The following is a 26595-nucleotide window of genomic DNA, read 5'->3' as shown; positions in this document are numbered from 1 at the left end:
CCCCGGGGCCACCGGCGGTCCGCCCCCGGTGGTGACTGTCCGAACAGCGCCCGAGCATCGACCCGCCCACCCGCCCGAAGCGGGCCGGGGACCGGTACGGGCCACCCCGGTCCAATCCCGTGGCACGCGCGCTACGAATCACCCGTGCAAGAGAGTTTCAGGAGGTGAGCGCGATGACCGACGAAGAGTTCGAACTGCTCATCGCGCAAGCACGGGCGGAAGCACGCCGAATCGTGTTCTCGGCCCCGGCCTCGGACGACGACGCGGAATACGCGTTCCACACGCAGCACGCGGAGTTCGGAGCACCCGCGCACTGACGAGCGAGGCCGTCGCCCCGACCCGACCCGCCCGGCCCCGGCCGGACCGGTGCGCGGCAGGAGCCTCCCGGTCATCAGCCGTGCTCTTCCTCCTCGGTCTCCATGTGTCGGATTCCCTCGTGGGTGAGGGTGACCATCGCGGGGGTGTTGCCGGGTTCCCAGTCGACGGTGATCAGCCCTTCGCCCGCCAGGTAGGTGCAGGCTGCCGCCAGATCCTGTTCCGGGACATGGAGGTCGCGCCGCAACTGTGCTCCGGTGATGCCGAGGAGGCGGTTGCCCTCGACGGCTTCGTACAGGACCCGGAGCACCTGAGCGCGGTAGCTCCTGCGCTCGCGCAGTGTGGCCATGACCGGGTCCTTTCATGTGCGGGAGGAGGCTCTGGCGCCCGTCCGGCTCTCAGACCTCGTCGGAGTGGGCGACGGCGCCCACCGGGGTCGGGCCGGCGACCGGCCGGGAGCGGTCGGGACCCGCGGGCGTCGCCGTGTCGACGGTGAGGTGGAGGCGGGTGCCACCGTCGGGGCCGGGATAGCTGCGCTGTTCCGATCCGGCGAAGCAGTGGCGCAGCGCCTGCGCGACCGCTCGGGCGGCTTCGGGCGTCCGGGCCATGATCCGGACCTCGGCGTGCCCGAGCGACGACGGAGGCGGGGTCTCGATGTGCTTCACGTGGCGTGGTCCCTTTCGGAGTGGGCGGCGAGCCGACGGGGCGGGACGCCGTGGCGTCCCGCCCGGTGCGCCCGGTCGGAGGAAGGTTCGTGCGTCACCGGTCGGCGTCCGTGCGATGGGCTCCTTGACCGGTGTCGTTCGGCAGGCCGGGAGGTCTCGGCAGGGGATCACTGAAGCGGTATGCCTCGATCCGCGCGTCGTGCTGGGCGTTGAGCAGGTGGATCAGGCGCATGCCGATGCCGATCACGAGGATGATCACTGCGATGAGGACGACGGTCTCCACTGATCTCAACTCCATCCGTTCCCGAGCAGCGGCAGGCCGCTTCGCTCCATCGGGATCCCGACGGGCGACATGCAGGCCCCGCCCTCGCCCTCCCAGCCGGCTTCCTGGCGTTGGGCGTCGCGGACGCCGCGCCCGATGGTGGCTTCGTTGGCCATGAGGACGCCCGCGGTCAGGACGCTCCCCGGGACCGCCGCGGCGGCCATCAGCCGGGCCGCGGCGGCCATCAGCCGGGCCGCGGCGGCGGGCTCGGTCTCGGGCGGGATCACGAGGAGGTCCCAGCGACCGACGGTGTAGGAGAGCAGGATCAGTTTGTCGGGGTCCTGTTCGGTGAACCACCCCACGTGCAACGTGCGCCCGTCGACGGCGACCGTGTGCGGTACGACGGGCCAGCGGGCGGGGTTCACGGTGACGCGGGTGACGCGGCCCCAGGGTTCCTCGAGGGCGGCGGCGAGCGGTGGGAGTTCGGACTCGAGGTCGCGGGAGCGGGGCCACCAGGCCCCGTCCAGCCGGCCGGCGAGCAGGGTCTTCGGGGTGAGGGAGAAGCGGGCCGGGAGCTCTGCGGCGAGGTCGCGGGGCGCGGTCCGGTCAAGGGTCGTGGTCATGATGCGGACCTGCCCCCGGACTGCCCGTCGGCAGTCCGGCTTTTAGGCGATCGCCGGAAATGACACCCGCGTGAAAGCCGGTGTGCGAAGTACTTCCGGTGCCTTCACTGTACGCCCGTTCGATGTTTTATGGACGGTTTGACCAGGTATTTTCCCGCGCGGGCGCTGACGAGAGCGGTGGTGCGGACGGCGGGAGTACCGTGAAACGACGGCGGGCTCGCGTACGTCGCATGCCGGCACCGATGCCGGCATGCACGGGAGCGGCCTCACCCGTGGACGGGCGGACCCACATGGCTGACTCCGGCACACCCCGCAGGCTCCCACTGCTCCTACCGGATGCGATCCACCAGGCGATCAAACCCGGCACCGCCCTGCTGCGGCTGGAGACGACGAGGTCCCGGGAAGGGCTCCTCGACGGCGCGTGGTGGCCCCGCACACACACCATCGAAACCGAGCTGCCCTCGCTGATCAACGTGCTGATCGAGCACCTCGGGCCCATCACCCGAGTCGGTGTGGACGCCTCCGCCTGGAACGCCCTCCCCACCCGTCTCGTCATCGAGGGCCAGGTCGTGCACCTCGACTCCGACCCGGTCGGCGACGACACCATCCTCATCACCCGCGGCCACAATGACCACTTCGCCCTGCTGGTGGTTCCCCCGGACACCACCGCCGACGCCGCCCGCGAAGCGATGGCCCGCGCCGTTCGCGCGGACAACATCACCCACGCCGCTCAACTCCTCATCGCCACCACGCCCGAGCCTTCCGAGGGCCAGGTCGTCGTCGACCCGGGAGATCGCTGAAGGGCGAGCACCCTCCGCCCGCTGCACTCCGCGAATTTCTGCGATGCGGCAGGTCGGGGACGCGGTGTTCGAGTTGTCGACCGCCCAGCGGGGGGGGTGACCCGTCATGACCTCCGAGCACGGGGTAGCGCCCCGCTCACCATCCGGTGATGGCGCGGGCGGTGAGGCCGAGCCCGACGAGGAGAACCAGGGCTGAGGTGGCGGCGGGTCCGACGCGCCCGAGCGACCGCAGGCGTGCGGAGGCCCGTTCGGCGGTGCGGGCGGTGATGCGGTCGCGCAGCCGTACGAGGAGGAGTCCGGCGAGGGTGAGGGTGGTGGCCATGCCGAGGCCGTAGCCGATGACGAGGAGGATTCCGAAGGCGGTCCGGCCGAGGGCGACGGCACCGAGGAGGACGACCAGGGCCGACGGGCTGGGGACGAGGCCGCCGGCGATGCCGACGCCGATCAGCGACCAGCGCCTTCGGCGGGACGGCGCGTGCGTGTGGTCGTCGTGGTGGTCGGTGTCGTGGTGGTGGTCGGTGTCGTGGGTGTGGTGGTGGTCGGTTTCACCGAGCTGATGACGATCGTGCGGGAGGGCGGTGGCGGCTTTCGTCAGGACGACGGTGGTGCCGTCGGCCGTCGCGCCGTCCGGGGCTCGACGTGAGGACGGCAGGCCGGTCGGCTTCTCATGGCTGTGCCCGTGATCCCCTTCGTGCCCGTGGTCTCCGTGGTGGTGATGGCCGTGCCCGTCGTCTCCGTGGTGGTGATGGCCGTGACTGTGGCCGTGGTGAAGGGGGCGTCCGCGAAGGGCGGAGTGCAGCAGTTGGATGCCGATGGCGGTGACGAGGAGACCGCTGGTCAGGCCGAGCCAGGTGAGGACGGTTTCCCCGGCCAGGTGGGTGGCCAGCGGGAGGGCCAGGCCGAGAGCGAGGACGCCCGCGGTGTGGGTGAGGGTGACGGTGGCCCCGACGGTGATCGCGTCACGGGGGGTTCCGCGCCGGCCGGCGAGGTAGGCCGCCATGATCGTCTTTCCGTGCCCGGGCAGCGCCGCGTGAGAGGCGCCGAGGACCACGGCGAGGAGCAGGGCCAGAAGGCCGACGGGCACGGTCAGTTCACGGCTGCCGACGAGGGTGTCGAAGAGGGCGGAGACCTTGTTCAGCGCGGCGGTGACGGGGCCCGCTCCGGGTAGGCCGGGCGGCACGATCCGGGTCGCGGCCCCTTGCCCGGGCGCCGTGCGCAGTTCGGCCGTGCGCTGGTCGAGCGGGTCGGCGAGCGGGTCCTGCGGGTATTGGCGCAGCTGGTTGGTGATGGAGGTCGCCGGGACGGTCGAGCCGGTGAGGGTGACGCCCTGACCCCGGGCGGTGATCTCGTGCCAGCCGATGCGACGGGTGTCGTAGTGCGTGACGATGTGGATCTTCGATGGTGAGGTGAGGGGTGCGTCGGCGGTGAGCCGGCAGGTCAGGCGACTGGTCTTGAGCCCCGCCTCACCCGGGTGGAAGGTCAGCTTGCCCGCGGCCCGCTTCCATCGGAGGCTCACCCCGTCCACATCTGCGGCCAGTTGCCCGGTGAGCGTGGTGCACGCCTCGTCCGCGTAGACGCCCTGCTCGTCGGTGGTGAGGGAACCGTTGTGGTCCTGGTCGATGAGCGGGCGCTCTTGTGCTGCGGCGATCTCGGCGCGGTCGACCACGATCTCGGCCTCCACCGCGTGGGGGCGCAGGGTCAGGCCGGTCGCGTAGTTGACGGTGAAGTTGCCCAGCGGGTGCGCGGCAGCGGGCGGGGCTGAGGTGAGGAGGGCGAGGGGGGTGAGCAGGGCGGCTGCGAGCGGGACGGCGGTCAGGCGCCGGCGGGTGCTGGGGTTCATGGGGTGTCGTCGATTCGCCGGAGTGCTTCGCGCGCCGCGGGGGCGTGCAGCGGGTGGAAGGAGGGATCGAGGGCCAGTGCCCGCCGAAGGTCGCGTCGGGCGGCCGAGCTGTTGCCGAGGGCCTGGTGGATGACTCCGCGGTGGTAGTGGAAGAGCGCGCTGCGCGTACCCAGTACGAGGGCTTCGTCGGCCTGGTCGAGGGCCTCGGTGTCACGGCCGGCGCGGTGCAGCGCCCAGGCGTAGGCGTCGTGGACCGCGATGAAGGGCCGCTCGCGTACGGCTGCTTCGGCCATGGTCACGGCCTGGCGGGGGTCACCGTGGTCCGCCTCGAAGTGGATCGCGTCGACGTCGGCGGGCGTGTCCGTGGCCCGGCGGAGCGTTTCCTGGGCGCGCAGGACCGCGTACTGGACCTGGGCCCGGTCGTCGTGGCCGAGGGACTGCTGGAGTTCGCCGAGCCCGAGGAGGTACTGCGGCAGGGGGGCGGTCACGATGGCCGCGGTGTAGTCGGCGAGCGCCTGCTCGCGGTCGCCGGTGGCGGCGCGCGCCTTGGCCCGGGCCTCCAGCAGGCCCGCGTCGCGCGGCGCGATGGCCAGGCCCGTTTGCGCCTGGCGCAGAGCGGTCGCGGGATCGCCGCTTTCCAGAGCGACGGATGACAGGTGGGTATGGGCGAAGACGCGCTCGCCGGGTGTGCCGGCCGCGCGCAGAGCGCGTTCCATGAGGATCTTGGCCCGGCCGGTGTCACCACGGAGCTCGAAGGTGTACGAGGCGCGGGCTAGTGAGGAGCTGTCCGGACGCAGGTCGGCCATCTTCTGGACGGCTTCCTCCGCTTCCTTGTACCGGCCGAGCTGTGTGTGGGCGTCGGCCAGGACCCCGTAGGACGCGGGGGTGGCGGGGCTGGTCGCCACCGCCTTGCGCGCCCAGGTGAGGGCGTCCCGGAACTGGTGGCGGGCCGCGGCCAGGGCGCCCATGCCGATTTCCGCGTGGAGGTTCTCCGTCGCCTGAAGCGCCAGGGAGCGGCGCAGGGCGATCTCCGCCTGGGCATACGTGGCCTGGTCGGCCGAGGTGCGGGCCTGCTGTACGAGGGCCATGCCGAGGTCCGCCCAGCTGACCGGGTCCTTCGGCAGGCGCTTGACGCGCTCGCGGAGCGCCTCGATCCCGCGTTCCGGGCCGGTCGCGGACGGGACAGCGGCAGAGGGGTCCGGCGTGCTGGAGCCGGTCGGGGAGAGGCCGACGGCGGCGACGGTGAACATGACGACGCCCAAGGCGATCGTGGTGGCAGTGGTGCGCAGGTGTCCGCGGCGGACCGCGCGGGCGGGTTTCTCTTCGGGCCGGTGCACGGGATCCTCCCCGGGGAAAATACGGCGAACGTGGTTCCGGGCGGGAACCGGAGGGCCGGACTCGGCCCCCGCCCGGAGCTCGGTGGGTCAGTTGGCCTTGCGGCTGCGGCGCAGGCGGAAGCCGCCGACACCGAGAAGCAGGACGCCCAGGCCACCGAGAGCTGCGGCGTTCTTCGCGCCGGACCGCTCGGGTGCGTTCGGACCGCTGTTCACGGACTTGGTGTGCGGGAGCGCCAGGTACGGGAACGAGGTGCCGAAGGGCACCTCGTTGGCGTTGACCCGGTCGCCGTCGGCGAGGGCCGGGACCAACTGACCGGTCTGGGCCGCGCCTTCGACGGCCTGGAGGGAGATGTCGATGACGTCGTCCGTCAGGCGCCGGCCGTTGGGGAAGCCCGCGAGGTCACCGGCGAGGACGCCGTACCGGTTGGGGTTGGCGGTGGGTCGCACACCCATGTTCAGGCGCAGTTCCTCGGCGGGAACGATCTGCTTCAGCCGTGCGTCCCGGTTCAGGCGGTGGGCGTTGAGGTCGGCCTGGATGGGGCCGCACGCCTTGCAGATGCCCGTCAGATAGATCTCGAACAGGTCCCGCCGGGGGGTGGCCGGTGCCGGGATGCCGTACACCTGCTGGATCAGCTTGGGGAGGATCGGGTCGAGAACCTTGTCGACGACCGGCTGGACGGTGCGGTCCTGGTCCGGGTTGAGGGTGTTGAAGGCGTCCTTGTACTTGAGCGGGACGACGACCTCGTTGACGAGGGGGTTGCCCAGGCGGGAAACCTGCCTCCACTTGTCGCCGTGCTTGTCACGGGAGTCGGAGACCTGTACGCCCTGGCGGTCGGTCGTGGACCACACGCCGATGACCGGGTTGCGGCCGGGGTCGCCCTTCAGGGCGAGTTGCGTCTTGGGGATCTGGAGGGCGACGGAGTTGACGTTGTAGCCGGCGAGGGTGTCCTGGCCGCGCTCGGAGAGGTTGCCGCCGTAGAGGAGGTCGAAGACCCTGAGGTCGGCGAAGAACGGGTCCTCGGCCTGTCCGGCGAAGGTCTTGCCGCCGCCGGGGACGTTGCGGATGGCCTGGTTGCGCAGGGCGGCGTAGTTCGGCATGGAGGCCGGGCCCACGCGGGAGGGCGCCGCGGGCACGTTGGAGAGCAGGACCTTGCTCCCGTTGCCGTGGGAGAGCACCAGGTCGTAGACCTGCCGGAAGTTGAGGTCCGGGTCGTTGAGCGAGGTGACCTGGCCGGTGTTGTAGAGGAACTGGTTGGCGTCGTCCCGGTAGCTGCTGTGGAAGCGCCAGGTGTAGGTGATGTCTGAGACGCCGTCACCCGTGTTGTCGATCTTGATGTTGTAGCGGAGGTCGTCGCCGAACGCGTAGAAGTTCGGTCCGCCGTTGGGCTCCTCGAACGGGATCCAGTTCGCCAGCAACGTGACCGAGTCGGGGCGGTCCAGGCTCGTGTACGCGTACACGTCGGTGTTGTCCGCACGGGGATCGCCCGCGATCAGCGGCGCCTCACGGTGGCTGGAGGCGGCGCTGACGCCCGGTGCCAGGGTCAGAGCGGCGAGGCCGGTCGCGAGCGCGCCGGCGCCCAGGACGAGGAGGGACTGGTCGAGCACACGCCGCGAACGCGGCCGTGCGGGGATGGACTTCAAGGCTGTTCCTCTCGACTGCGAACCCCGGGCCCACCGCACACACCGGCACGGGAGCGCATGGGGCATTCAGGTGGGGTGACCACTCGGTCGGACGCGTCCGGGAGGCATCAGCAGCGGCAAGGCCCGCCGACCCTGCGCAGCGCATCGTGCACTCGGACCACGCAGACGGAAGGAAAGCACGTAGAGCGGGCAGTTCGTGACCGTAATTTTGGGCACCGCAGAAGGCCGCTCGCCACCCGCCGCACAAAGAGCCTGGCCACAGCCGTCCCGCGGCAAAATGAGAGCCGAATTAATTGCCGCAACACGCGGGCCGGATTCTAGGCCGATCAGGGGGAGATCTGTTATTGCAACCAATGCGCAATAAGCGTCAAGCGTGGACGCGAAACCCTTCGCAGCAGGTCACATCCCCTCCCTCAGGACGGAACGACCTCGCCGACGCCAAGCCGCCGACCGGGAACGTGGATCGTCGGCTCGACGTAATGCCCACACGACACGTCACGCCGGAGCGGGGGACGTCGGGATATTCACGGCCCTGAAAAAACGTTTCATCACTGGGATCGAATGGATTACCCGCAACGACCACACAGAAATTCAACGCACGGGTATGGAATTCCCGCTCCTACCGGCCTGAATTCTTCTCTCGTGCGCGCGGGGACGCAGGTGCGGGCGGAGTGCCGAGTGGAACGGGCCGGTTCGTCCCGACCGGCCGTGCGGCGGGCCGGGGCGAACCCGGAGCAGGACCTTCAGCCGTTGACGCAGGTGTTGCCAAAGGCGGGGTTGAGCAGGCCGATCACGCTGACGCTGTTGCCGCACGCGTTGACCGGGATATGGATCGGGACCTGGATCGAGTTCCCCGACAGCACGCCCGGGGAGCCGACTGCCGCACCGGAGGCCCCTGCGTCGGCGGATGCGACGGCCGCTCCACCGACCACGGCCATACCCACGGCGAGCGCGAGACCTGCGCTCTTCAGAACACGGAACATGGGGGTTCCCCTTGTTGGTCCAGCGGCGCGTACGCGCCGGCGGCCCGAGGCCGGGCCCGCGCCCCTTCTTCGTTGAGGTGCGGAAGAGCGGCTTGGCCTCCGCCGACCTGTTCCCTCGAAGGGGTGGGCCCCGCCCCCGCATATGGTCGAATGCCTGTCACGACGAGCCGGATCGGGCCCTGTTCCCCGATCCGGCGGTGCCGTGAGACTCAGCCGTTGGTCAGGGTGCCCTCCAGCAGGGACAGCAGGCGGTCCCAGTGACGCCGCGACGCAGCAGCGTCGAAGGCATCGGTATCGGACATGGTGAAACCGTGGACGGTGCCGGGATAGATCTCGGAGGTATGGCCGACCCCCGCGGCGTCCAAGGCCTGGTTGAGCTTGCGCAGGGCCTCGGGTGTCATGTCGCCTTCGGCGTGCCCGAGGTGGGCCTGGGCGGTGATCTCGGAGAAGAGGTCGGGCCCATCGGCGCCCACCGGGGCGTGGAACGCGGCAACGGCGGCCACCGTGCCGGGGTGGGCCGCGGCGGTGCGCATCGCCAGGAGGCCGCCTATGCAGTAGCCGGTCACCGCGACCGGACCGGCACCTACTTCGGGCCGGGTGGTGAGGAACCTGATGTACGCGTCGGCGTCGCGCAGGACACGTTCGGTGGTGTGCGCCTCGATCAAGGGCATCAGCCGGGAAAAGATCGCCGGCCGGTCCTCTTCTCCGATGTGCTCGGGAAGTTCGATCACCGGTGTCGGGCCGTGTCGGTAGAACGAGTTGGGAACGAGCACGTAGTACCCGTGCCCGGCGAGTTCGCGCGCCATCTCCCGCAGCGCGGGTCGGATACCGAAGCCGTCCGCGTACATCAGCACCCCCGGGTGCCGCTCACCGCCTTTCGGGAAGGCGGCGAAAGCGTCGGCCCGGCCGTCCGCGGTGGAAATCTGAACTGTCCTGGTGGGCATGGCTTCTCCTGTCGTGGATGACGTGGTGAGCTGTGATCAACACGGCAGGAGGTGGAGCGCGCGCAGCAGCGGCGGATCCTCGAACCGACAGCCGGCCGGCTTCGGCCCGCGCGGCGCTCAGAGGAGCGCCGGGTAACCGATCAGTGTGTGGCGCAATGCCGTCCCGGTAGTCATCGGCGCACAACTTAGCCCACCGGCAGGGTAAATGCCGGCCCCCCCGAGCCACGGCGCCGTTCGGAAGGGTGCGGCCACTACCCTGCCCTTGCCGCCCTTGTCTGCTCTCGACCTGGCTAGCTGATCTGCCGGGGTGGTTCAGAGGAACCTGGTTCAAAGGACCCAGGGTTCAGAGGATCCCGGTCACCGTGACGTGTACCGGGATCGTCCGTGTGCCGGTCGGGTAGGCCGTTCGGACGGCCTCCCGGATGTCGCGCGTCACGTCCACGGCCCGGTATCCGTGCAGGAGGACGACATGAACCTCGACTTTCGGTTGCTCCCCGTCGGGATGGGTGATCCGAACCCCGGCGGTGTGGCGAGGCGCTGTTCCCGGTGTGCGCGGTCCTGTCCTGGCGGCGACGGCGGAGCGCAGGAGTTCACCGAGTGCGGGCTTGAGGAAGGCGACGCCGCTCACGCCCAGGACGGCATCGATGATGGTCGTGCGGGCCGCCTCGTCGCTGTGTGCCGCGGTCATCGGGAATCCCCGGTGGGGGGCTCGTCATGGAGGTCGAAGACGACCACGTCGATGGAGGTGATCCGCAGGCCGAGGGCTTGTTCGGCGGATTTCGCGATGGACACGCGGATCCGGTCCGCTGTCAGTTGGATGTCCCGATTCATGCCGATGGTCACTTCGATTCGTACTCGGGCAGGTGTCCGGACACCTGGGCGGGGGGAGGGTTCGGGGCTGATGCGGCAACTACCCGCCCGAACCCCTGTGACCTGCTCGGCCGCCGAGCGGAAGGTGCGGGCCGCGGCTGCTTCGTAGATCCAGGCTTCCTCGTCCATCTCCCCCAGTGCGAGGGTCTGGCCGGGGCGCAGTTCGAGGCGCACGACGTTCATGATGCTCGTGGTGAGCCGGGCCATGTCGGCCTCGCTGTCGACGCCGGTCTCCTGCCTCTGGTGCAGAGCGGCGTCGCGGAGCAGGGCGAGGTCCGCGAGTGCGGCGGTGCAGTGGGGACATCCGGTCGTGTGCGGGTCGCCACCCTGTCCGGCCGTGCCCCGCTCGGTGCGTTCCTGTTCGTCCCACAGGAGCGCGAGGTCCCGGCCGCAGGGCAGGACGGTGTCGTCGTCCTCGGTGCCCGCGCCGTTGAGGGGCTCGTGGGGTTCGTTCATCGCCATGCGTCCATCGCCTCCGTCAGACAGCGCCGTGCTCGGAAGACTCTGGCCCGTACGGCTTCCTGGCTGATCCCGACCGTCTCCGCGATCGTCTCGTACGGCATTGTCTCGATCTCCCTCAGGATCCAACAGGCACGCTGCTCCGGCGAGAGGAGGGTCATGGCCTTCCCCAATGCGTGGACCGCTGCCTGGGACTCCGCGGCACGCTCGGGGGAACTCTGGTGTTCGGGTGCCGCCTGCTCGGGCACCGCGTCGATGTCGGTGATCGGGCGTCTGGCCCGCAGCGTGTTCAGGCAGCGGTTCGTGACGATCCGGTGCATCCAGGTCCCGAATCCCGCGTCGCCGCGGAACTCGGGGAGTTTGCGCCAAGCGTTGACGAATGCGTCCTGGACCGCGTCCTCGGCTTCGGATCTGTTGCCCAGGAACTGTGTCGCCAGCCGCAGCATGGCAGGACCGTGTCGGCGGACGAGGGTCTCGAAGGCCTCCTCGTCCCCTTCCGCCGCCCGGGAAGTGAGGAGGGCGTCGTCGTGCTCCTCCCCCACTCCTGGCTCCTGTGGGCCTTCGTCCCGCTCAGCCGTCACGCGTCGGCTCCTCTCGCACTCACCGTCTTGGACACAGCGAACACCTACTTCGTTACGGGGGGCCCTCAGCTCCTCCGCATGTTCCCGGCAGCCTGATCCGGAACCGGTATGTGACGAAACTGCCCAGAATCGTGTCGAACACCGGCGGCGCGCTTCCGGTCGACCCATTCGGAGGGACAGGCTGACCGAGCAGGAACTGGTCGGACGGCTCGGCGTGGTGAGGATCCGGTCCCGCGCGAAGGCGTGCTCGAAGCGGCCTGAGCACCACGGAATGACGGAGGCAGTGGAGCCCGCGCGGCGAACGCATCGGATTTCTGGTGGCATCCGCGTCACAGCCGCCCCTCGTCGGGGTCCATCCAAGTAAGAGCACATCACGGCGCCGACTCAGCGGCGCCCGGAGAAGGGACGTACGACCATGCCCACCGAGCAGCTGATTCCGGCGTCGAAGAAGGATTACCGCGCGCAGACGGACCGGACGGGAGCGGGGACGACCGACATCGCCCTCGGCAAGCCGGGGGTGGACGAGCCGGCTCAAACGCGAGGGAAGACGTCCATCGCCGATGTCGTCGTCGTGAAGGTCGCGGGACTTGCCGCGCGGGAGATTCCCGGTGTGCACGACATGGGCGGTGGCCTCTCCCGCACGCTGGGCGCGGTTCGTGACCGGGTGCCCGGTGGCCGTCCGAACGTCGGCCGGGGCGTGAAGGTCGAGGTCGGGGAGCGGCAGACCGCCATCGATCTGGACCTCGTGGTCGAGTACGGCGTCTCCATCACCGAAGTGGCGGCGCACGTAAGGGAGAACGTCATCGGCGCCGTGGAGCGCGTCACCGGCCTGGAGGTCGTCGAGGTCAACATCACTGTCAACGACATCCACCTCCCCGAGGATGACGACCAGCCGGCTTCCGGCGAAACGCGCGTCGCATAGGGGGCGCAGGGGTTCTGAAGCGTTCGCAATGACTATCGCGCCCCTCTTTCGGGCGCACCGGGCAGAGAGGCGGAGAAGACGTGAGCAGAGCGTTCACCGGAATGATCGCCGGAATGGCGCTGGCGTTCGCCGGATACTTCGGAGGCTTCGCCGCGTTCGTGCTGGTCGCCGCCCTCGGTGCGATCGGCTTCGCCGTCGGCGCTTGGCTGGACGGCGGCGGACAGGCACACGAGTTGCGGGCGATGTTCGACCGGAACCGGCGATGATCGCCCCCGCGGCCCGCGGGTCGACCACCATCGCGGACAAGGCCGTCCGCACCATCGCGGAGCGGGCGGCGGGAGAGGTACTGCCCGCCGCAGTCGCCGGCAAGGCCGGCGGGACGGCAACCGTCCACGGCCGCAGAGCTGCGGTGGCCCTACGGATCGCCCTGCCGTACCCCGCCCCGCTTTCGGACACGGCCCGCCACGTGCAACAGCATGTTGCCCACCGGACCCGGCAGCTGACGGGGCTGGAGGTCGCCGAGCCGCGGCTGGCCGTCAACCATCTCGTCGCCCAGAAGACGGCCCTCGGGCCATCGGCTGGGACGCCACCGGCCGGGCAGACGGCGGGCCGTACCCCGCGCCGGCTTTGGTCGGCCCGCCGTCTGCCCGTCGCGGTCCTGCTCTTCGTGGCCGTGGTGGCCTGCGCGGCCGTGACCGTCGACGTCATACGCGTCCACGCCGCCCATCTCCCCGCCGCCGCCTGGCGCACGCACACGGTGGAGTGGCTGACCGGACACCGTCTCGGAGACCCGGCCGTCACCGTCGGCGCCTTGGCCGCGGCCGTGGTCGGGGTGTGGCTTCTCGCCCTGGCGTTCACTCCCGGGCACCGCCGGCGGCTGGTCCTCACCAGCCCGGGTCCGCGCTGGACGGTCGCGTTGGACCGCTCCACCGTGGCCACCCTGGTGCGTGACGCCGTCAGCGACGTGGACGGTATCGACTCGGTGCGGGTGCGGGCGGGCCGCCGCCGCGTCACCACCCGTGCCACTCTGGCCTTCGGCGACCAGGACGCGGCCCTCCTGCGGGCCACCGCTGCCGTGGACCGGATCCTGGCCACCTGCGCATTGCGCCACACCCCACGGCGCAAGGTGACGGTGACCCCCCAACCGACGTGGCGGCCTGCCGGATCCGGCACGGAAACCAGCCCTTCGGACGAGGGGCGGGAAGGGAGCTGATGGCCGCACCACGCACGACTGCCAACCGGGCCCTCCTCGCCTCCGTGGGCCTCGTCCTGCTGCTCGGCGGAGCCTGGTCGGCCGCTGCCCAGCCCGCGATCGGCGGGTGGCTCCAGGCCGGTCTGCCCGCCCCGCCACGCGAAGCCTTCCTGTTCGACCGCGAGGCCCTGGCCGATCTCCGGACCCACAGCTGGTGGACTCCGACCGTCATCGCGGTCGGAGTCCTGGCCACCGTGCTGCTCGCCCACCGGCTCCTCGGCCGGCTCCACGTACGCCGGCGCGCCCACCTGCCCCTGGCCGCGTCGGGTGGCTCGCTGCGCCTGCGCGCCCTGGAGGAGGCTCTCACCGAGCGCGCACTGACCATCGACGGCATCGGCCGCTGCCGTACCCGCATCCACCCCAGCCGCGAACGCCTGCGCCTGGACTTGCGCCTGTGGCTGGACCCCGACACCACCCCGGACACCGTCATCGAACCGGTCAGGGCCCTGGCGGCCGAAGCCGAAGCCGCGACCGCCCCGTACGTCATCGACACCCGCCTGCGCATGAGCCACCTCACCCGCCGGCCACGGCATGTCCGCTGACACCCGACTCCTGCCCCTCGCCGCCACGGCCACCACGACCGGCGGCGGGCGCGGCGGGTGGCCGGCCCGGTGCGGCAGCCCGGTCGCCCCGGGGAAGGACGACATCACCGTCCACGCGGCCGCCCTCAGCTCCTACGCCATCCTCGCGATCCTTCCGTCATGGGACTGATCGGCGCGCGTCCCGCCCTACGGGGTCGTGACCTTCACCGGTTCCGTGTCCGCCTCGCTGTGCCGCTCGGCCCAGTTCTCCAGCGCCGTGCGGCAGGCGTGGTCGACGTGGTGGAGCCCGGAGAGGTCCAGCTCCACGGGGCGATCCTGGGGCAGCGCCTCCAGAGTGTCGAGGATCTTCGGCAGCCGTAGGAAGGTCGCGTTGCCCGACAGGAGCGCCCGGACCGGACCGGCTCCCTTGTCGATGACCTCCAGCTTGACGTGCGAGGCCTGCCAGGCGGTCTTGGCGACCGAGAGGGCCAGACCGATCAGCACGCCTTCGAACAGGTTGATCCCGACGATCGCCACGGCCGTCACCACGAGGATCAGCGCCTCACCCCGGTACGCGCTCCACAGCAGCACGACCTGTCGGAACGGGACCAACTTCCAACCGACGTGCAGGAGAATGCCGGCGAGGGCCGGCAGCGGGATCAGTCCCAGGACGGACGGCAGGAGCGCGGCGAACAGGAGCAGCCATACGCCGTGCAGCACGCGGGAAGCCTTGGTCTTGGCGCCCGCCTGCACGTTTGCCGAGCTCCGCACGATCACAGCGGTCATCGGCAGCGCGCCGAGCATCCCGCACACGGTGTTGCCGGCGCCCTGCGCCATGAGCTCCTTGTCGTAATCGGTACGCGGCCCGGCGTGCATCCGGTCCACCGCCGCCGCGCTGAACAGGCTTTCGGCGGAGGCGATCAGCGCGAACGCGAGGACGGTGCCGAGGACGGCCGGCTGGGCCAGCCCGCCGAAGGCGTCGGCCCCCGGCGGCTGGATCGCGCCGAGCAGTCCCCGCACCTCGACCGTGGCGACCGGCAGCCCGAACGCCAGCGAGGCCAGCGTGGCCAGCAGCACCGCCGCCAGCGCTCCCGGCAGTGCCCGTACCCGTTTCGGCATCCGCTTCCACAGCACCATCACCGCGATGGTTGCCGCGCCCACCCCGAGCGAGGTGAGGGCCTCGGTGCTGCCGGCCGCGCGGACGAGCGCGTCGGGCAGCCCCGCGATCTTGTCGATTCCGGACGCCGGGGCATCGAGGCCCGCCGCCGCGTACAACTGGCTCGCGATGATCACGAGCCCGATGCCGGCCAGCATGCCCTCGACCACCGAGACCGAGATGGCCCGGAACCAGCGGCCCAGTTTGAACGCGCCCATGAGGAGTTGGAGCAGTCCCGAGGCCAGCACGATCACGCCGAGTGCGGCCAGTCCGAACCGGCCGACGGCCTCGAGGATGAGCACGGTCAGACCCGCGGCCGGCCCGGACACCTGCAGGCTGCTGCCCGGCATCAGTCCCACGACGATGCCGCCCACGATGCCGGTGACCAGGCCGAGTTCCGCCGGGACGCCGGAGGCGACGGCCACACCGACGCACAGGGGCAGCGCGACGAGGAAGACGACGAGGGAGGCTGCGAAGTCCTGCCTGAGATGGGGAGACTTGATCACGGTGTTCATGGCGCCGCTCACAGGGCCCGGAAGGCGTCGGCGTCTGCGCGGTGTTCCAGTACCGCGCCGGTGTGCACCTCGTAGTACCAGCCACGGACCCGCAGACGCCCCTCGGCCAGCCCCTTCTCCACACAGGGGTACGAGCGCAGGCGCAGCAGTTGAGCGAGCACGTGGTGCTGCACGGAGGCGGCGATCGCCGGGTCATCCGGGTCGGCCGACACCGGCCGGGACGCCGCGTACGCGAGCCAGTCCCGAACGGCGGGAACGGGGTCGAGGTCGTCGCCGCGCACCAGCGCGCCGACGGCACCGCAGTGGGAGTGGCCACAGACCACGATGTCCTGGACGCCGAGCACTTCCACGGCGTACTCGATGGTGGCGGCCTCGGAGGTGGGCTGCTCGCAGGCGTGGGGCGGGACGATGTTGCCGGCGGTGCGCAGCTCGAAGAGCTGACCGGGGGCGGCGCCGGTGATCAGGGCCGGTACGACCCGGGAGTCGGAGCAGGTGATGAACAAGACCTGAGGGGACTGGCCTTCGGCGAGTTTGGCGAACTCCTCAGGGCGCTGTCCGAACGTTCGGGCGTTGTCGATGAGGGGCTGCATGCGTGATCGATCCTCCTGGCGCGCCATGACGGCGCGTCGGACGGGCAGGACGGGGGGGAGGCGCTGCTTCGGAACCGGGAGCGCCGCCGGGACGTGGCGGATGGGCGCGGGGCTACCGGCCCGCCGAGGCAACGGTCGCGGTGACCGGTGATGACGCTTGGCGTCTACCTGGACAGTTCAATTCCGGACCGGGTTTCGGCCGCGAAACAAGGGGCTCCGTACGCAAGTGCGAATTCTGCTGCCCGCGTCGGGACCGGATGGCGCGTGGAACCTCGATGAGGATCACCAGCGCATTCCCGACTGTCACACCTGGCAGCATCCATCCCTCCCGCAAAATCGACATCCCTTGTACACACCAAGAACCAGTCAACGGTTGGTCAAGAACCACGTTAACCCAACGCGGTTGTTTGCATCGTTAACGCAGCATGTCCGACTGAAGAGAGACCGAAAGTGCCGGGCTTGTTGGCGTGATGTGCTCGGAGGACGGCCGTGTCGAGGCGGGTGTGGTTCTAGCGTCCGTCCCAGTCGAGGCGCAGGACGGCGATGTCGTCGGTGTGGCGGCCGGCGTTCAGGGCCTGTGTCTCCTTGATGAGGCGGTCCACGAAGGCGGCGGGGTCAGCCGGGGGAAGGCGGTCGACGAGCGCCAGCAGCCCTTCGACCTCCAGTCGGCCGGCGGTCGTGCCGTCGTGCCCTTCGGTGAGGCCGTCGGTGTAGAGGGTCAGGGCTCCGGACGGTGGGAGCGGGACGACCGTGGCCTTCCAGTTGTCGAGTCCCGGCACGATGCCGAGGGCGATGCCGTGTGCGGCGCGCACCTCTTGGGTGCCCTTGCCGGCGGTGATGAGGGGTCCGTGGTGGCCGGCGAGATACAGGGTCGCGGTGGCCGTTGCCCGGTCGAGGGTGAGGAGGGTGCAGGTCGCGAACAGCGGCAGGCCGCCGCGTTCGGCGAGCAGGATGCGCTCCATCAAGTGCAGGAGATCGGCGCCGCGGTGGCCGCCGAGCACGAGGGAGCGCCAGGCGATGCGGAGGCAGACGCCGAGGGCGGCGGCGTTGGGTCCGTGGCCACTGACGTCGCCGATGACCGCGTGCAGCAGTCCGTCGTCGCCTTCCACGACGTCGAGGAAGTCGCCTCCGAGGAGGGCGCGTTCTGCTCCGGGTAGGTAGCGGGTGGTGACGGTGACGTGGGAGGTGTTGAGGATCGGCTGGGGCAGCAGCCCGCGTTCGAGTCGGGCGTTCTCCTCGGCCCGCAGGCGGGCCGCCTGGTCCTCTGCGTTGGCGCGTTCGGTCTGGCTTCGGTAGACGGCGTAGCGAACCGTGCGCTGTAGGAGGTCCGCGTCGACCTTGCCCTTGACGAGGTAGTCCTGGGCTCCGGCCGCCATGGCGTCCGTACCGGCCTGCGCTTCGGACAGGCCGGTCAGGACGATGACCGCGGTGTGCGGGGCCAACCCGCGCAGGGTGGTGACCGCGTCGGTTCCCGAGACGTCGGGCAGGTGCAGGTCGAGCAGGATGCAGTCGACCGCGTTCCGGACCAGTTCGGTACGCGCCTCGGCCAGGTTGGTCCCTGTGGTCAGCTCGAACCGCAGGCCCGTGTCGTGGAGGAGTTCTTCGACGAGGAGCGCATCGCCGTCGTCGTCCTCGACGAGGAGGATGCGGTACATCGGCTCACCGGGAGCGGAATCGGGCTTCGCGGTCATGGCTGGAGCTCTGCGCCGGCGCGGGTTGCCTCAGGCATCGCGGAGGAGGCGGATTCCCGCGTCGCCGGTTCGATCGCGAGGCTGAAGGTGATGCGGGTGCCGTCGCGGTGGTCGGGGTCGACGGCGATCTTCCCGCCGTGGAATTCGACGATCTTCTTGCACATGGCGAGGCCGATCCCGCTGCCGGAGTACGTGTCCTTGGTGTGGAGCCGCTGGAAGATCACGAAGACCTTGTCGACGTACTCGGGGTCGATGCCGATGCCGTTGTCGGTCACCGTGAAGTGCCACAGGTCGCCTTCCCGGGCCGCTGTGACGTGGATTTCCGGTGCCTGGTCCGGGCGGCGGAACTTGACGGCGTTGCCGATCAGGTTCTGCCAGAGCATCCCCATCTGGGTGGGGTCGGCCGCGATCGTCGGCAGTGGGTCCGAGGTGATGCTCGCCCCCGACTCCTCGATGCTCACCTCCAGCGACGACAGCGACCGCGCGAACACCTTGTCCAATTCGACCTGCTGGAGCCGCTGGTGGACCCGGCCGACGCGGGAGAAGTCCAGGAGGTCGTTGATGAGGGTCTGCATCCGGTTCGCGCCGTCGACCGCGAAGTCGATGTACTGATCGGCCTTGGCGTCCAGCTGGCCTCCGTACCGTCGCCGGAGGAGCTGGGTGAAGCTGGAGACCTTGCGCAGCGGTTCCTGGAGGTCGTGGGAGGCGACGTACGCGAACTGCTCCAGCTCGGCGTTGGACCGCTTGAGGTCGGCCGCCTGGGCGTCCAGCCGTTGCCTGGCCTCCTCGGTGAAGGCCAGCTCCCGCACGAGGCGTCGGCGCATGAAGTCGATCTCGCCGCTGAGCTGCCGGAGGTCGGCGGGGCCGGTCGCGGTGATGGGGTGTTCGAAGTCGCCACCGGCGATGATCCGCGCGTCCGTCCCGAGCTGCTCCAGCGGGCTGGTGATGCCTCGGCGCAGTGCCTCGAAGACGAGGATGGCGAGGAGGACGATGACGGCGGCGATCGTCACGAACACCCAGTTCCGCAGGGTCATCATGGCCAGCAGGTCTTCCCTGGCCCGGGCCCGGTCGGCGCGCAACCGCTCCTGCTGGGCGGTCATGGCCGCGCGCAGGGGGTCGAACGTCGCCTTGCCTTCCGCGGCACGCTCCGCGGCGAGCGGGAAGGGCTGTCCCGCCGGTGAGGCGGCGATCGGCCGGGCGATCCGTTCCTGCCACACCTCAACCGCGTCCTGCACGGTTTTCAGGTCCGCGAGACCGGCACGGTCGCCGCGCAGCAATTCTTGGAGTCGCGCGGTGAACTCCTTCTCCTCGGCAAGCCCCTTCCGATAGGGCTCGAGGAAATCGGTCGTGCCGGTGAGGCCGTAGCCGCGGATGCCGGTCTCCTGGTTGAGGAGGGCCGATTCCAGTCGGAACGAGGTGGTCAGTGCCGGAGACCGGGTGTCGACGAGCTCCTCGCTCAGCGAGGCGGTGCGCCCGAGCACCCACGCCCCGGTCATGCCGAGCAGGGCCAGGATCACCAAGGCCGCCGCCACGCCGACCCGCAGCCAGCGCCGGGTCGTCCACGTGGCGAACCTTCGTGCGCGTGAACGTCCTTGATCGCCGGTCATCGTATGCACCCCTCCGAAGTGACAGCCGTCCTCGAGGGAGTGCGGCCCGCATACTCTAGAGGGCCGATGACAACTTGTGTTGTCCAGGGCTGGTCCGGGGTCTACAGTGCCCGGTATGCCTGGCAACAACTTCGTATTGCGAACCAGTCCGCAGGAGACGGCCTCGACCGCGGACGCGGCGGTCGCCAGCATTGCCCGGCGCCTCGCCCTTGACCTGCTCGAAAGCCCCACCCATCCGGCCCCGGACGATCCGGCGCGGGCCTTGGCCGTGCTGCACCTGCTGGATCACCTCCGGCAGGCGACGGAACGACTGCAACGGGAGGCCGCGCAAACCGCCGCCCGCGCGGGGGCCGGCTACCCGCAGCTGGGCGCCGCCTGCGGCATGACCCGCCAAGGTGCTCGCCGGCGCTGGCCCGGACTCTTCAACCACACCGACGAAGCACCCACGGAGCATCCGATGATGACCACCCCCGCCCGGCCGTTCGACGTACTCCTCGTGGAGGACGACATGGCCGACGCCCTGCTCATCGAGGAAGCCCTGTCCGAACGCGGTGCCCGCAACCTGGTCCAGGTCACCGACGGCGTCGCCGCGCTGGAGCACCTGCGCGCGCCGGGCACCGTCCGCCCCGACCTCATCGTCCTCGACCTCAACATGCCGCGCATGAACGGCCGCGACCTGCTCCGCGTCCTGAAGGCCGACGAGAACCTGCAGACCATCCCCGTGGTGGTCCTCACCACCTCCTCCGCCCCCGACGACGTCGCCGGCGCCTACAGCAGCCACGCCAACGCGTACGTGACCAAGCCCGTGAACCTGGAAGAGTTCGAGCAGGCCGTGCAGAGCATCGACGCCTTCTACCTCGACACGGCCGCCCGACCCCGCCCCTGATTCCTCGAGGGGCCTGGTCGTCGCGGGCATGACGGGCGGCGCACCTCCCCACGCCCTCGGTTCCCCTCCATGCCGAGACCGTGATGTCACGCAAGGGCGTGGCACCACGGACGGGGACCGGAACGCACGGCTCACATGGGTGTGAGGACCGTGTCGATGATGTTGACCGTGGCGTTGGCGGTCTGGACGTCGCCGCATACGATCTTCGCCTTGCCGTTGACGGTGAAGGCGTCACCGGATCCGGCCGTGGTCAGGGATCCGCCTTCGAGCGTCTTGAACGAGCCCATGGGCAGCTGCGCGGGGGTGATCTTCTCGCCCACCACGTGGTAGGTGAGGATCTTGGTCAGCTCGGCCTTGTCGGCCAGGATCTTGTCCAGGTCGGCCTTGGGGATCTTCGCGAATGCCTCGTTCGTCGGCGCGAACACCGTGATGCCCTTGGCATTGTTCAGGGTGTCGACCAGGCCGGCCTTCTTCACGGCCGTGACCAGCGTCGACAGTGCCGGGTTGTTCGACGCCGCGGTGGCCACGGGGTCCTTGGCCATGCCGGCGAGGCTACCGGAACCTTCCTTCGGGACCGACGCACAGGCCGGACCGTACGGGTCGGCCTGCTGGGAGCCCGCGAACGCGGGACCTGCGACGCCCAGGGCCACGGGGAGGGCGAACGCGGCGGCCACAAGGGCCGCGGAGCGGCGGATGCAGTGGGTGGTCATGGTTCCTCCTTGGAACCGGGCCCTGCCGGGGAGTGCCCTGCGGCGGCCCGCTCGTCCCCGAGACGGTGGTGCGGATCGAAGGGGAGGCCGACGGGTACCGACGGGTCGGGCAACGACCGGGTTCTCGCCCTCGACCCTTGATTCGGTGCCGTTCGACGGATCGATTGGTGGAGAAACCCACAAAAGAGTACTAATCGGCCATTTACCCATCCTTTGCGTGACCGGCCCCGAATCAGGGTCATGGCGCCCCGCGCCGTCCCCGCTCCGACCGAGGAGCACGAGGGACGCGTATCCGGGTGTCGCACTCGCCGAAGGAGCCCGTCGTGACGAGAAGATCCGCGGAGACATCGCCCGCGACCCCGCCGGAGCCCGCGCCGGACATGGGTGCCGCCGGTGCCCCGGGCGGCGACGTGGAGGACACCTTCGCCCGCGTGCTCGCGGACGTCACGCACCTCGACCGGGTGTCCGTGGACAGCCACTTCTTCGACGAACTGGGCGCCGATTCCATGGTGATGGCCCGGTTCTGCGCCCGGGTCAGGACGACGCAGGGGCTGCCGGCGGTGTCGATGAAGGACGTGTACCGGCATCCGACGGTCGAACGCCTGGCTGCGGCGCTCACCGTCCCCGATGTCCCGGGCGCGAGCGCTCCAGCGCCACCGATGCCGGTGGCGGTTCCCGTGGAGGGGGCTCCGCACTACCTGCTCTGTGGTGCGCTACAGCTGCTGACGTTCCTCGGATACTCCTACGCCGTCGCGCTCGCCGGCGTCCGGGGCTACGAATGGATCGCCGCCGGGACCGGTCCGGGCGGCGTGTACCTCCGCTCGGTGCTGTTCGGCGCAGCCGCGCTCCTGGCGCTGAGCGCCCTCCCCGTTCTGGCGAAGTGGGTGCTCATCGGCAGGTGGCAACCCTGCCGAATACGGGTCTGGAGCCTTCCCTATTTCCGCTTCTGGATAGTCAAGACCCTCATCCGGTCGGCCCCGCCCGTGCTCTTCGTCGGATCACCGCTCTACGTCCTGTATCTGAGGGCGCTGGGGGCGCGCATCGGCCGTGGCACCGCCGTGTTCTCGCGAATCGTTCCGGTGTGCGCCGACCTGCTCAGCATCGGTGACGGCACGGTGATCCGGAAGGACGCCTCCTTCACCTGCTACCGGGCCCGGGCCGGCGTGATCCAGACCGGGCCGGTGACCCTGGGCAAGGACGCGGTTGTCGGCGAGGCAAGCGTCCTCGATGTCGGGACCCGACTGGGCGATGACGCGCGACTCGCTCACGCCTCCGCCCTGCACAGCGGGCAGGCGGTCCCGGACGGAGAGCATTGGCACGGCTCGCCCGCGATGCGGGCCGACACGAACTCTTCCCTGGTGGGCCCGGCCGCCTGCGGCAGCCTGCGTCGCGCCGCGCACGGCGCCCTGCAAGTACTGGCCGCGCTGCTCGTCTACCTGCCGCTGTCGTTCGGCGGCGTGGGCCTGCTCCTGACCCAGGCCCCGCAGGCGGCTGCCTTCCTGGAGCCGGGCCCGACCGCGCTGACGACATGGATGTTCTACGCCGAGGCGTTGACGGCGTCGCTGGTCCTCTTCTTCGGCGCGATTCCCCTCGGGCTGCTGTTGATCGCGACGGTTCCCCGACTGATGGCCCGGGCCATCACGCCGGGCACGGTCTACCCGCTCTACGGGTTCCGATACGGAATGCACCGGGCGGTCACGGCGATCACCAACCGGCGTTTCCTGACCAGGTTGTTCGGCGACAGTTCCTGCATCGTCCACTACCTCCGCTGCCTCGGGTACGGCCTCTCCCCCATCGAGCAGACCGGCTCGAACTTCGGCACGGAGGTCAAGCAGGACTCTCCGTACCTCAGTTCCGTCGGCAGCGGAACGATGGTCGCGGACGGCCTCTCGATCAACAACGCCGAGTTCTCCAGCACTTCCTTCCGCGTGTGCCGGGTGTCGATCGGACCCCGCAACTTCCTCGGCAACCGCATCGCCTATCCGCCGGGCGGCAGAACGGGCGACAACTGCCTGCTCGCGACGAAGGTCATGGTGCCCGTCGACGGGAAGCTCAGGGAGGGCGTGGGGCTACTGGGCTCACCGAGCTTCGAGATCCCCCGATCGGTGCAGCGCGACAGCACCTTCGACCGGCTGAGGACGGCCGGCGCGCAACGGCGCCTGTTGCCCGCCAAGAACCGGCACAACGCCGCCACCATGGCGTGGTACCTGATGGTGCGGTGGCTCTGCTTCTTCCTGGTGACCCTGCTCTTCGCGATCGCCGCCGACCTCTACGACCTGCTCGGGCCGGCCGCGATCGCCCTCGCCAACGTCCTGGTCCTGCTGTTCACGGCCCTGTACTTCGTGGCCGTGGAGCGCGCCCTCACCTCACGGCAGCCGCCCGGTCCGCTGTTCTGCTCCATCTACGACCTCCGCTTCTGGCAGCGCGAACGCTATTGGAAGGTCCCTTCCGAGACGTACATGCGGCTCTTCAACGGCACTCCGTTCAAGAACGTGCTCTGGCGCATGCTGGGCGTCCGACTCGGCAGCAGGGTGTTCGACGACGGCTGCTCCCTGACCGAGCGGACGATGGTGACCATCGGGGACGACTGCACCCTCAACGCCGGCAGCGTGATCCAGTGCCACTCGCAGGAGGACGGCGCCTTCAAGTCGGACCGCACCACGATCGGATCCGGCTGCACGCTCGGGGTCGGCGCCTTCGTGCACTACGGCGTCACCCTCGGCGACGGCGCGGTGCTCGCCCCCGATTCCTTCCTCATGAAGGGCGAGACCGTCCCGCCGTCCGCGCACTGGGGAGGGAACCCGGCCGTTCGGATCCGCCGGGGCGACGACACCTGACCAAGAACACCCAGTCGAGAAGGTGGGACCCGTGGGAACTCCCGTGACGACCGGCCCGGAGACGACCGGCGCGCAATGCTGGAACACCCCGCTGACCTCAGGCGGGTTCACCGCCGTACCTCGGTGGACCACCGCACCCGTGCCCGGGACGGCGCAGCACGAAGCGGAGATACCCGCCGCCCTGACGACGGCGCTGCGCCGGCTGGCCCGCGACCTCGCTGTGACGCCCTCCTCCGTACTGCTCTGCGCCCACCTGAAGGTCCTGAGCGCGCTGTCGGGGGTTCGCGACGTGGGCTGCGGCTACGTCGCGGTGCCGGGCGGCCCCCCTCTGCCGTTCCGTCTGTCGCTCGACTCCCGCTCGTGGCGGACGCTGCTGCTCGCCACGCACCGGGCCGCGTCCGCGATGGCGCCCCGCCACCCCGTCCCGGCCGGCGGCCTCCGAACAGGCACCGGCGTCCCCACGTCCTCGGCCGAGGACGAGGCCGGGGCCGAGGCCGTGTTCGACCCGTACGGTGGCGGCAGACCTGGAACCGATGCGGCGCTGCGGGTGTCGGTGACGGCCCGGGGCAGCCGGTGCCTCCTGCGCCTGCGGTACCGCACCGAGGTGCTCGACGGGGACTGCGCCGCCAGGATCGCCGGCTACCACCTCACCGCGCTGGCTCTGATGGTCGACGACCCGGATGCCGACCCGGGACCCCAGAGCCTGGTGGGCGCCGCGGAAGTGCACCGTCAGATCGTCGGACTCGCCGGACCTCGGCGGGACCTCCCGGACCTCCGGGCCCACGAGCTGTTCGAACAGCGGGCGCGCACCCGTCCGGACGCCGTCGCGGCCGTCCAGAAGGGGCGGCACTGGACGTACGGGGAACTCAACTCCCGCGCCAACCGGCTGGCCCATGCCCTGTTGAAGCTCGGACTGCGGCGGGAGGACGCCGTCGCCGTGGTGAGCGAGCGGAACCTGGGCTGGATGGCAGCCGTTCTCGCGGTCCTCAAGGCCGGCGGGGCGTACGTTCCGATCGAGCCGCACTTCCCGGCCGACCGCATCACCACCATGCTCACCCGCTCCTCGTGCCGCTTCGCGCTGGTCGAATCCAGCAGCACCGCCGCGCTCGACCGGGCCCTGGACCGCATGGCCGAAGTCCGGATCGTGGCCATCGACGCGGCTTACGACGATGCTCACCGCGCCGATGACCCCCGCGTCCGCGTGCCGGCCGACTCGCTCGCCTACATCTACTTCACCTCCGGCTCCACCGGTGAACCCAAGGGCGTGATGTGCGAGCACGCCGGCATGCTCAACCATCTCTACGCCAAGATCGACGACCTGGACATCGGCGAGGGAGGGACCGTCGCCCAGACGGCGCCGCAGTGCTTCGACATCTCTCTGTGGCAACTGCTCGCCGGGCCCCTCGCCGGCGGACGGACCCTGCTCGTCGAGCAGGAGACGGTCCTGGACGTCGAACGCTTCCTCGACACGGTCATCGCGGGCAGGGTCGCAGTGCTCCAGGTCGTTCCCTCGTACCTCGACGCGGTGCTGGCCTCGCTGGAGCGCACCCACCGGGACCTTCCGGACCTTCGGTGCGTGTCGGTGACCGGCGAAGCGGTGAAGAAGGAACTCGTCGAGCGCTGGTTCGCGTGCCTGCCGGGGATCCGGCTGGTCAACGCGTACGGCCTGACCGAGACCTCCGACGACACCACCCACGAGGTCATGGACCGGGTCCCGGACTCCGACCGCGTTCCCCTGGGCCGGCCCGTCGGCAACGTACGCGCGTACGTGGTCGGGCCCGGCCTGGAGCCGGTGCCGTTGGGCGCGCCCGGCGAGATCGTCTTCTCCGGGGTATGCGTCGGTCGCGGGTACGTGGGTGACCCCGAGCGCACCCGGCTCGCCTTCGTCGCCGACCCCCATCACCCGGCGAGCCGGCTCTACCGGAGCGGCGACCAGGGACGATGGCTGCCCAGCGGCAAGTTGGAATTCCTCGGTCGCCGCGACACCCAGGTCAAGATCCGTGGCTTCCGGATCGAGCTCGCAGAGATCGAGGGCGCCCTCATGCGGGCCCCCGGAATCCGCGCCGCCACCGTGGTCGCCGCCCGGCGCGCCGGCCACGAACCGTTCCTGGCGGCCTTCTACACCGGGGCCGCGGCCCCGGATGCCGGTCGACTCCGCGACGTGCTGGACACCTCGCTGCCCGCGTACATGGTTCCGTCGGCCTTCCACCGGCTCGACCGGCTGCCGGTGACCGCGAACGGCAAGACCGACACGAAGGCACTGCTCGCACTCGCGGAGGACCGGGGCGAGGTGCGCGATGGTCCTCGGCCTCCCCGCACCCCGGCTGAGCAACGCCTCGCCGCGGTGTGGTCACAGGTGCTGGGAATCCCGGTGGAGCGAATCGGCCGACAGGACCGGTTCCACGACCTGGGCGGCACCTCTCTGTCGGCCCTGCGGGTCGTGGTCGCCCTGGACCGGAAGATCTCCTTCAAGGACCTGACCCACCACCCGTGCCTGGCAGATCTGGCCCGGGTGCTCGAAGACCGCCTCCCCGCCGGCGACGCACCGTGAACCCTCAACACCCGTGGACGAGACCGAGAGGAACGAA

Annotated in this window: 27 protein-coding genes; 10 read left to right on the top strand and 17 right to left on the bottom strand. The window is 70.3% G+C overall.

The genetic code is table 11. From position 1 onward, the window contains the following. The first annotated feature begins 173 nt into the window (after positions 1-173). Positions 174-317, top strand: coding sequence for a hypothetical protein (locus tag ACFY0I_RS29835; protein ID WP_388901637.1), 144 nt, complete (start codon positions 174-176; stop codon positions 315-317). Between the two features lie 74 nt (positions 318-391). Here the strand turns inward: ACFY0I_RS29835 and ACFY0I_RS29830 are convergent, their stop codons facing one another. The 4 genes from ACFY0I_RS29830 to ACFY0I_RS29815 form a co-directional block, all read right to left on the bottom strand. Further along, positions 392-664: a hypothetical protein gene (locus tag ACFY0I_RS29830; RefSeq protein WP_388901635.1), complete on the bottom strand. Its 273-nt coding sequence runs from the start codon at positions 662-664 to the stop codon at positions 392-394. Positions 665-713: 49 nt separating this feature from the next. After that, positions 714-980 (bottom strand): hypothetical protein, encoded by a 267-nt coding sequence (locus ACFY0I_RS29825; RefSeq protein ID WP_388901634.1) that lies wholly within the window; start codon positions 978-980, stop codon positions 714-716. A gap of 94 nt (positions 981-1074) precedes the next feature. Then, positions 1075-1263, bottom strand: coding sequence for a hypothetical protein (locus ACFY0I_RS29820; protein WP_388901632.1), 189 nt, complete (start codon positions 1261-1263; stop codon positions 1075-1077). Between the two features lie 5 nt (positions 1264-1268). After that, positions 1269-1865, bottom strand: a complete 597-nt coding sequence (locus ACFY0I_RS29815; protein ID WP_388901631.1) for a DUF5994 family protein — start codon at positions 1863-1865, stop codon at positions 1269-1271. Between the two features lie 290 nt (positions 1866-2155). On the opposite strand from ACFY0I_RS29815, the gene ACFY0I_RS29810 reads away from it, so the two are divergent. Further along, a complete protein-coding gene (locus ACFY0I_RS29810; RefSeq protein WP_388901629.1) occupies positions 2156-2665 on the top strand; it encodes a DUF5994 family protein in 510 nt (169 codons plus the stop codon). Positions 2666-2801: 136 nt separating this feature from the next. On the opposite strand, the gene ACFY0I_RS29805 is transcribed toward ACFY0I_RS29810, so the two are convergent. The 8 genes from ACFY0I_RS29805 to ACFY0I_RS29770 form a co-directional block, all read right to left on the bottom strand. Further along, positions 2802-4505 (bottom strand): sulfite exporter TauE/SafE family protein, encoded by a 1704-nt coding sequence (locus ACFY0I_RS29805; RefSeq protein WP_388901627.1) that lies wholly within the window; start codon positions 4503-4505, stop codon positions 2802-2804. Further along, entirely contained in the window at positions 4502-5842 is a 1341-nt protein-coding gene (locus tag ACFY0I_RS29800; RefSeq protein ID WP_388901626.1) for a tetratricopeptide repeat protein, read from the bottom strand. Before ACFY0I_RS29800 ends, ACFY0I_RS29805 begins: the two co-directional genes overlap by 4 nt. Before the next feature lie 87 nt (positions 5843-5929). Beyond that, on the bottom strand, positions 5930-7483 hold the full coding sequence (locus ACFY0I_RS29795; RefSeq protein ID WP_388901624.1) for a DUF4331 domain-containing protein: 1554 nt from the start codon (positions 7481-7483) through the stop codon (positions 5930-5932). 743 nt (positions 7484-8226) lie between these two features. Then, positions 8227-8466 (bottom strand): chaplin, encoded by a 240-nt coding sequence (locus ACFY0I_RS29790; protein WP_388901622.1) that lies wholly within the window; start codon positions 8464-8466, stop codon positions 8227-8229. A 209-nt stretch (positions 8467-8675) separates the two neighbouring features. Continuing rightward, entirely contained in the window at positions 8676-9410 is a 735-nt protein-coding gene (locus ACFY0I_RS29785; RefSeq protein ID WP_388901620.1) for a dienelactone hydrolase family protein, read from the bottom strand. Positions 9411-9753: 343 nt separating this feature from the next. Beyond that, positions 9754-10098, bottom strand: coding sequence for a hypothetical protein (locus tag ACFY0I_RS29780; RefSeq protein WP_388901618.1), 345 nt, complete (start codon positions 10096-10098; stop codon positions 9754-9756). Continuing rightward, the gene (locus tag ACFY0I_RS29775) at positions 10095-10742 is read right to left on the bottom strand and encodes an Asp23/Gls24 family envelope stress response protein (RefSeq protein ID WP_388901617.1); all 648 of its coding nucleotides are present in this window, start codon (positions 10740-10742) and stop codon (positions 10095-10097) included. The genes ACFY0I_RS29780 and ACFY0I_RS29775 overlap by 4 nt, the downstream gene beginning before the upstream one ends. Next, positions 10733-11281 carry an RNA polymerase sigma factor gene (locus tag ACFY0I_RS29770; RefSeq protein WP_388901615.1) on the bottom strand — a complete coding sequence of 183 codons (549 nt, stop codon included), beginning with the start codon at positions 11279-11281 and terminating at the stop codon, positions 10733-10735. The genes ACFY0I_RS29775 and ACFY0I_RS29770 overlap by 10 nt, the downstream gene beginning before the upstream one ends. A 454-nt stretch (positions 11282-11735) precedes the next feature. Here ACFY0I_RS29770 and ACFY0I_RS29765 point away from each other — a divergent pair, with 454 nt between their 5' ends. From ACFY0I_RS29765 to ACFY0I_RS29745, 5 genes are all read left to right on the top strand, one after another. Beyond that, the gene (locus ACFY0I_RS29765) at positions 11736-12242 is read left to right on the top strand and encodes an Asp23/Gls24 family envelope stress response protein (protein WP_388901613.1); all 507 of its coding nucleotides are present in this window, start codon (positions 11736-11738) and stop codon (positions 12240-12242) included. A gap of 80 nt (positions 12243-12322) precedes the next feature. Then, a complete protein-coding gene (locus ACFY0I_RS29760) occupies positions 12323-12508 on the top strand; it encodes a hypothetical protein (protein WP_388901771.1) in 186 nt (61 codons plus the stop codon). Then, a complete protein-coding gene (locus ACFY0I_RS29755; RefSeq protein WP_388901611.1) occupies positions 12505-13455 on the top strand; it encodes a DUF6286 domain-containing protein in 951 nt (316 codons plus the stop codon). The genes ACFY0I_RS29760 and ACFY0I_RS29755 overlap by 4 nt, the downstream gene beginning before the upstream one ends. Next, on the top strand, positions 13455-14036 hold the full coding sequence (locus ACFY0I_RS29750; RefSeq protein WP_388901609.1) for a hypothetical protein: 582 nt from the start codon (positions 13455-13457) through the stop codon (positions 14034-14036). The genes ACFY0I_RS29755 and ACFY0I_RS29750 overlap by 1 nt, the downstream gene beginning before the upstream one ends. After that, positions 14026-14205: a hypothetical protein gene (locus ACFY0I_RS29745; protein ID WP_388901607.1), complete on the top strand. Its 180-nt coding sequence runs from the start codon at positions 14026-14028 to the stop codon at positions 14203-14205. The genes ACFY0I_RS29750 and ACFY0I_RS29745 overlap by 11 nt, the downstream gene beginning before the upstream one ends. A 17-nt stretch (positions 14206-14222) precedes the next feature. Here the strand turns inward: ACFY0I_RS29745 and ACFY0I_RS29740 are convergent, their stop codons facing one another. The 4 genes from ACFY0I_RS29740 to ACFY0I_RS29725 form a co-directional block, all read right to left on the bottom strand. Continuing rightward, positions 14223-15686, bottom strand: a complete 1464-nt coding sequence (locus ACFY0I_RS29740) for a SulP family inorganic anion transporter (RefSeq protein WP_388901605.1) — start codon at positions 15684-15686, stop codon at positions 14223-14225. A gap of 8 nt (positions 15687-15694) precedes the next feature. Next, positions 15695-16276: a carbonic anhydrase gene (locus tag ACFY0I_RS29735; RefSeq protein ID WP_388901603.1), complete on the bottom strand. Its 582-nt coding sequence runs from the start codon at positions 16274-16276 to the stop codon at positions 15695-15697. A gap of 509 nt (positions 16277-16785) precedes the next feature. Beyond that, a complete protein-coding gene (locus ACFY0I_RS29730; RefSeq protein ID WP_388901602.1) occupies positions 16786-17967 on the bottom strand; it encodes a PP2C family protein-serine/threonine phosphatase in 1182 nt (393 codons plus the stop codon). Further along, on the bottom strand, positions 17964-19574 hold the full coding sequence (locus ACFY0I_RS29725) for an ATP-binding protein (protein WP_388901600.1): 1611 nt from the start codon (positions 19572-19574) through the stop codon (positions 17964-17966). Before ACFY0I_RS29725 ends, ACFY0I_RS29730 begins: the two co-directional genes overlap by 4 nt. A gap of 115 nt (positions 19575-19689) precedes the next feature. Here ACFY0I_RS29725 and ACFY0I_RS29720 point away from each other — a divergent pair, with 115 nt between their 5' ends. Beyond that, complete coding sequence (locus tag ACFY0I_RS29720; RefSeq protein WP_388901598.1) at positions 19690-20460, top strand: response regulator; 771 nt, start codon at positions 19690-19692, stop codon at positions 20458-20460. A 131-nt stretch (positions 20461-20591) separates the two neighbouring features. Here ACFY0I_RS29720 and ACFY0I_RS29715 read toward each other — a convergent pair whose 3' ends face one another. Next, on the bottom strand, positions 20592-21170 hold the full coding sequence (locus tag ACFY0I_RS29715; RefSeq protein ID WP_388901597.1) for a fasciclin domain-containing protein: 579 nt from the start codon (positions 21168-21170) through the stop codon (positions 20592-20594). A gap of 323 nt (positions 21171-21493) precedes the next feature. Here ACFY0I_RS29715 and ACFY0I_RS29710 point away from each other — a divergent pair, with 323 nt between their 5' ends. Both ACFY0I_RS29710 and ACFY0I_RS29705 read left to right on the top strand, forming a co-directional pair. Next, positions 21494-24007, top strand: a complete 2514-nt coding sequence (locus tag ACFY0I_RS29710) for a Pls/PosA family non-ribosomal peptide synthetase (protein ID WP_388901595.1) — start codon at positions 21494-21496, stop codon at positions 24005-24007. A gap of 31 nt (positions 24008-24038) precedes the next feature. Next, positions 24039-26558 (top strand): amino acid adenylation domain-containing protein, encoded by a 2520-nt coding sequence (locus ACFY0I_RS29705; protein ID WP_388901593.1) that lies wholly within the window; start codon positions 24039-24041, stop codon positions 26556-26558. Positions 26559-26595 lie beyond the last annotated feature (37 nt).

The organism is Streptomyces sp. NPDC001568 (genome assembly GCF_042893755.1).
Classification (GTDB): Bacteria; Actinomycetota; Actinomycetes; order Streptomycetales; family Streptomycetaceae; genus Streptomyces.
Note: the sequence above shows the minus strand (reverse complement) of the source record. Positions and strands in the feature narration are given on the sequence as shown.

Excerpts from the sequence above, each read along its gene's own strand:
- ACFY0I_RS29785 (WP_388901620.1), bottom strand. The coding sequence starts at position 9,410 with ATGCCCACCAGGACAGTTCAGATTTCCACCGCGGACGGCCGGGCCGAC.
- ACFY0I_RS29765 (WP_388901613.1), top strand. The coding sequence starts at position 11,736 with ATGCCCACCGAGCAGCTGATTCCGGCGTCGAAGAAGGATTACCGCGCG.
- ACFY0I_RS29740 (WP_388901605.1), bottom strand. The coding sequence starts at position 15,686 with ATGAACACCGTGATCAAGTCTCCCCATCTCAGGCAGGACTTCGCAGCC.
- ACFY0I_RS29750 (WP_388901609.1), top strand. The coding sequence starts at position 13,455 with ATGGCCGCACCACGCACGACTGCCAACCGGGCCCTCCTCGCCTCCGTG.
- ACFY0I_RS29745 (WP_388901607.1), top strand. The coding sequence starts at position 14,026 with ATGTCCGCTGACACCCGACTCCTGCCCCTCGCCGCCACGGCCACCACG.
- ACFY0I_RS29775 (WP_388901617.1), bottom strand. The coding sequence starts at position 10,742 with ATGGCGATGAACGAACCCCACGAGCCCCTCAACGGCGCGGGCACCGAG.
- ACFY0I_RS29735 (WP_388901603.1), bottom strand. The coding sequence starts at position 16,276 with ATGCAGCCCCTCATCGACAACGCCCGAACGTTCGGACAGCGCCCTGAG.
- ACFY0I_RS29720 (WP_388901598.1), top strand. The coding sequence starts at position 19,690 with ATGCCTGGCAACAACTTCGTATTGCGAACCAGTCCGCAGGAGACGGCC.
- ACFY0I_RS29830 (WP_388901635.1), bottom strand. The coding sequence starts at position 664 with ATGGCCACACTGCGCGAGCGCAGGAGCTACCGCGCTCAGGTGCTCCGG.
- ACFY0I_RS29810 (WP_388901629.1), top strand. The coding sequence starts at position 2,156 with ATGGCTGACTCCGGCACACCCCGCAGGCTCCCACTGCTCCTACCGGAT.
- ACFY0I_RS29815 (WP_388901631.1), bottom strand. The coding sequence starts at position 1,865 with ATGACCACGACCCTTGACCGGACCGCGCCCCGCGACCTCGCCGCAGAG.
- ACFY0I_RS29805 (WP_388901627.1), bottom strand. The coding sequence starts at position 4,505 with ATGAACCCCAGCACCCGCCGGCGCCTGACCGCCGTCCCGCTCGCAGCC.
- ACFY0I_RS29755 (WP_388901611.1), top strand. The coding sequence starts at position 12,505 with ATGATCGCCCCCGCGGCCCGCGGGTCGACCACCATCGCGGACAAGGCC.
- ACFY0I_RS29790 (WP_388901622.1), bottom strand. The coding sequence starts at position 8,466 with ATGTTCCGTGTTCTGAAGAGCGCAGGTCTCGCGCTCGCCGTGGGTATG.
- ACFY0I_RS29780 (WP_388901618.1), bottom strand. The coding sequence starts at position 10,098 with ATGACCGCGGCACACAGCGACGAGGCGGCCCGCACGACCATCATCGAT.
- ACFY0I_RS29725 (WP_388901600.1), bottom strand. The coding sequence starts at position 19,574 with ATGACCGGCGATCAAGGACGTTCACGCGCACGAAGGTTCGCCACGTGG.
- ACFY0I_RS29730 (WP_388901602.1), bottom strand. The coding sequence starts at position 17,967 with ATGACCGCGAAGCCCGATTCCGCTCCCGGTGAGCCGATGTACCGCATC.
- ACFY0I_RS29835 (WP_388901637.1), top strand. The coding sequence starts at position 174 with ATGACCGACGAAGAGTTCGAACTGCTCATCGCGCAAGCACGGGCGGAA.
- ACFY0I_RS29715 (WP_388901597.1), bottom strand. The coding sequence starts at position 21,170 with ATGACCACCCACTGCATCCGCCGCTCCGCGGCCCTTGTGGCCGCCGCG.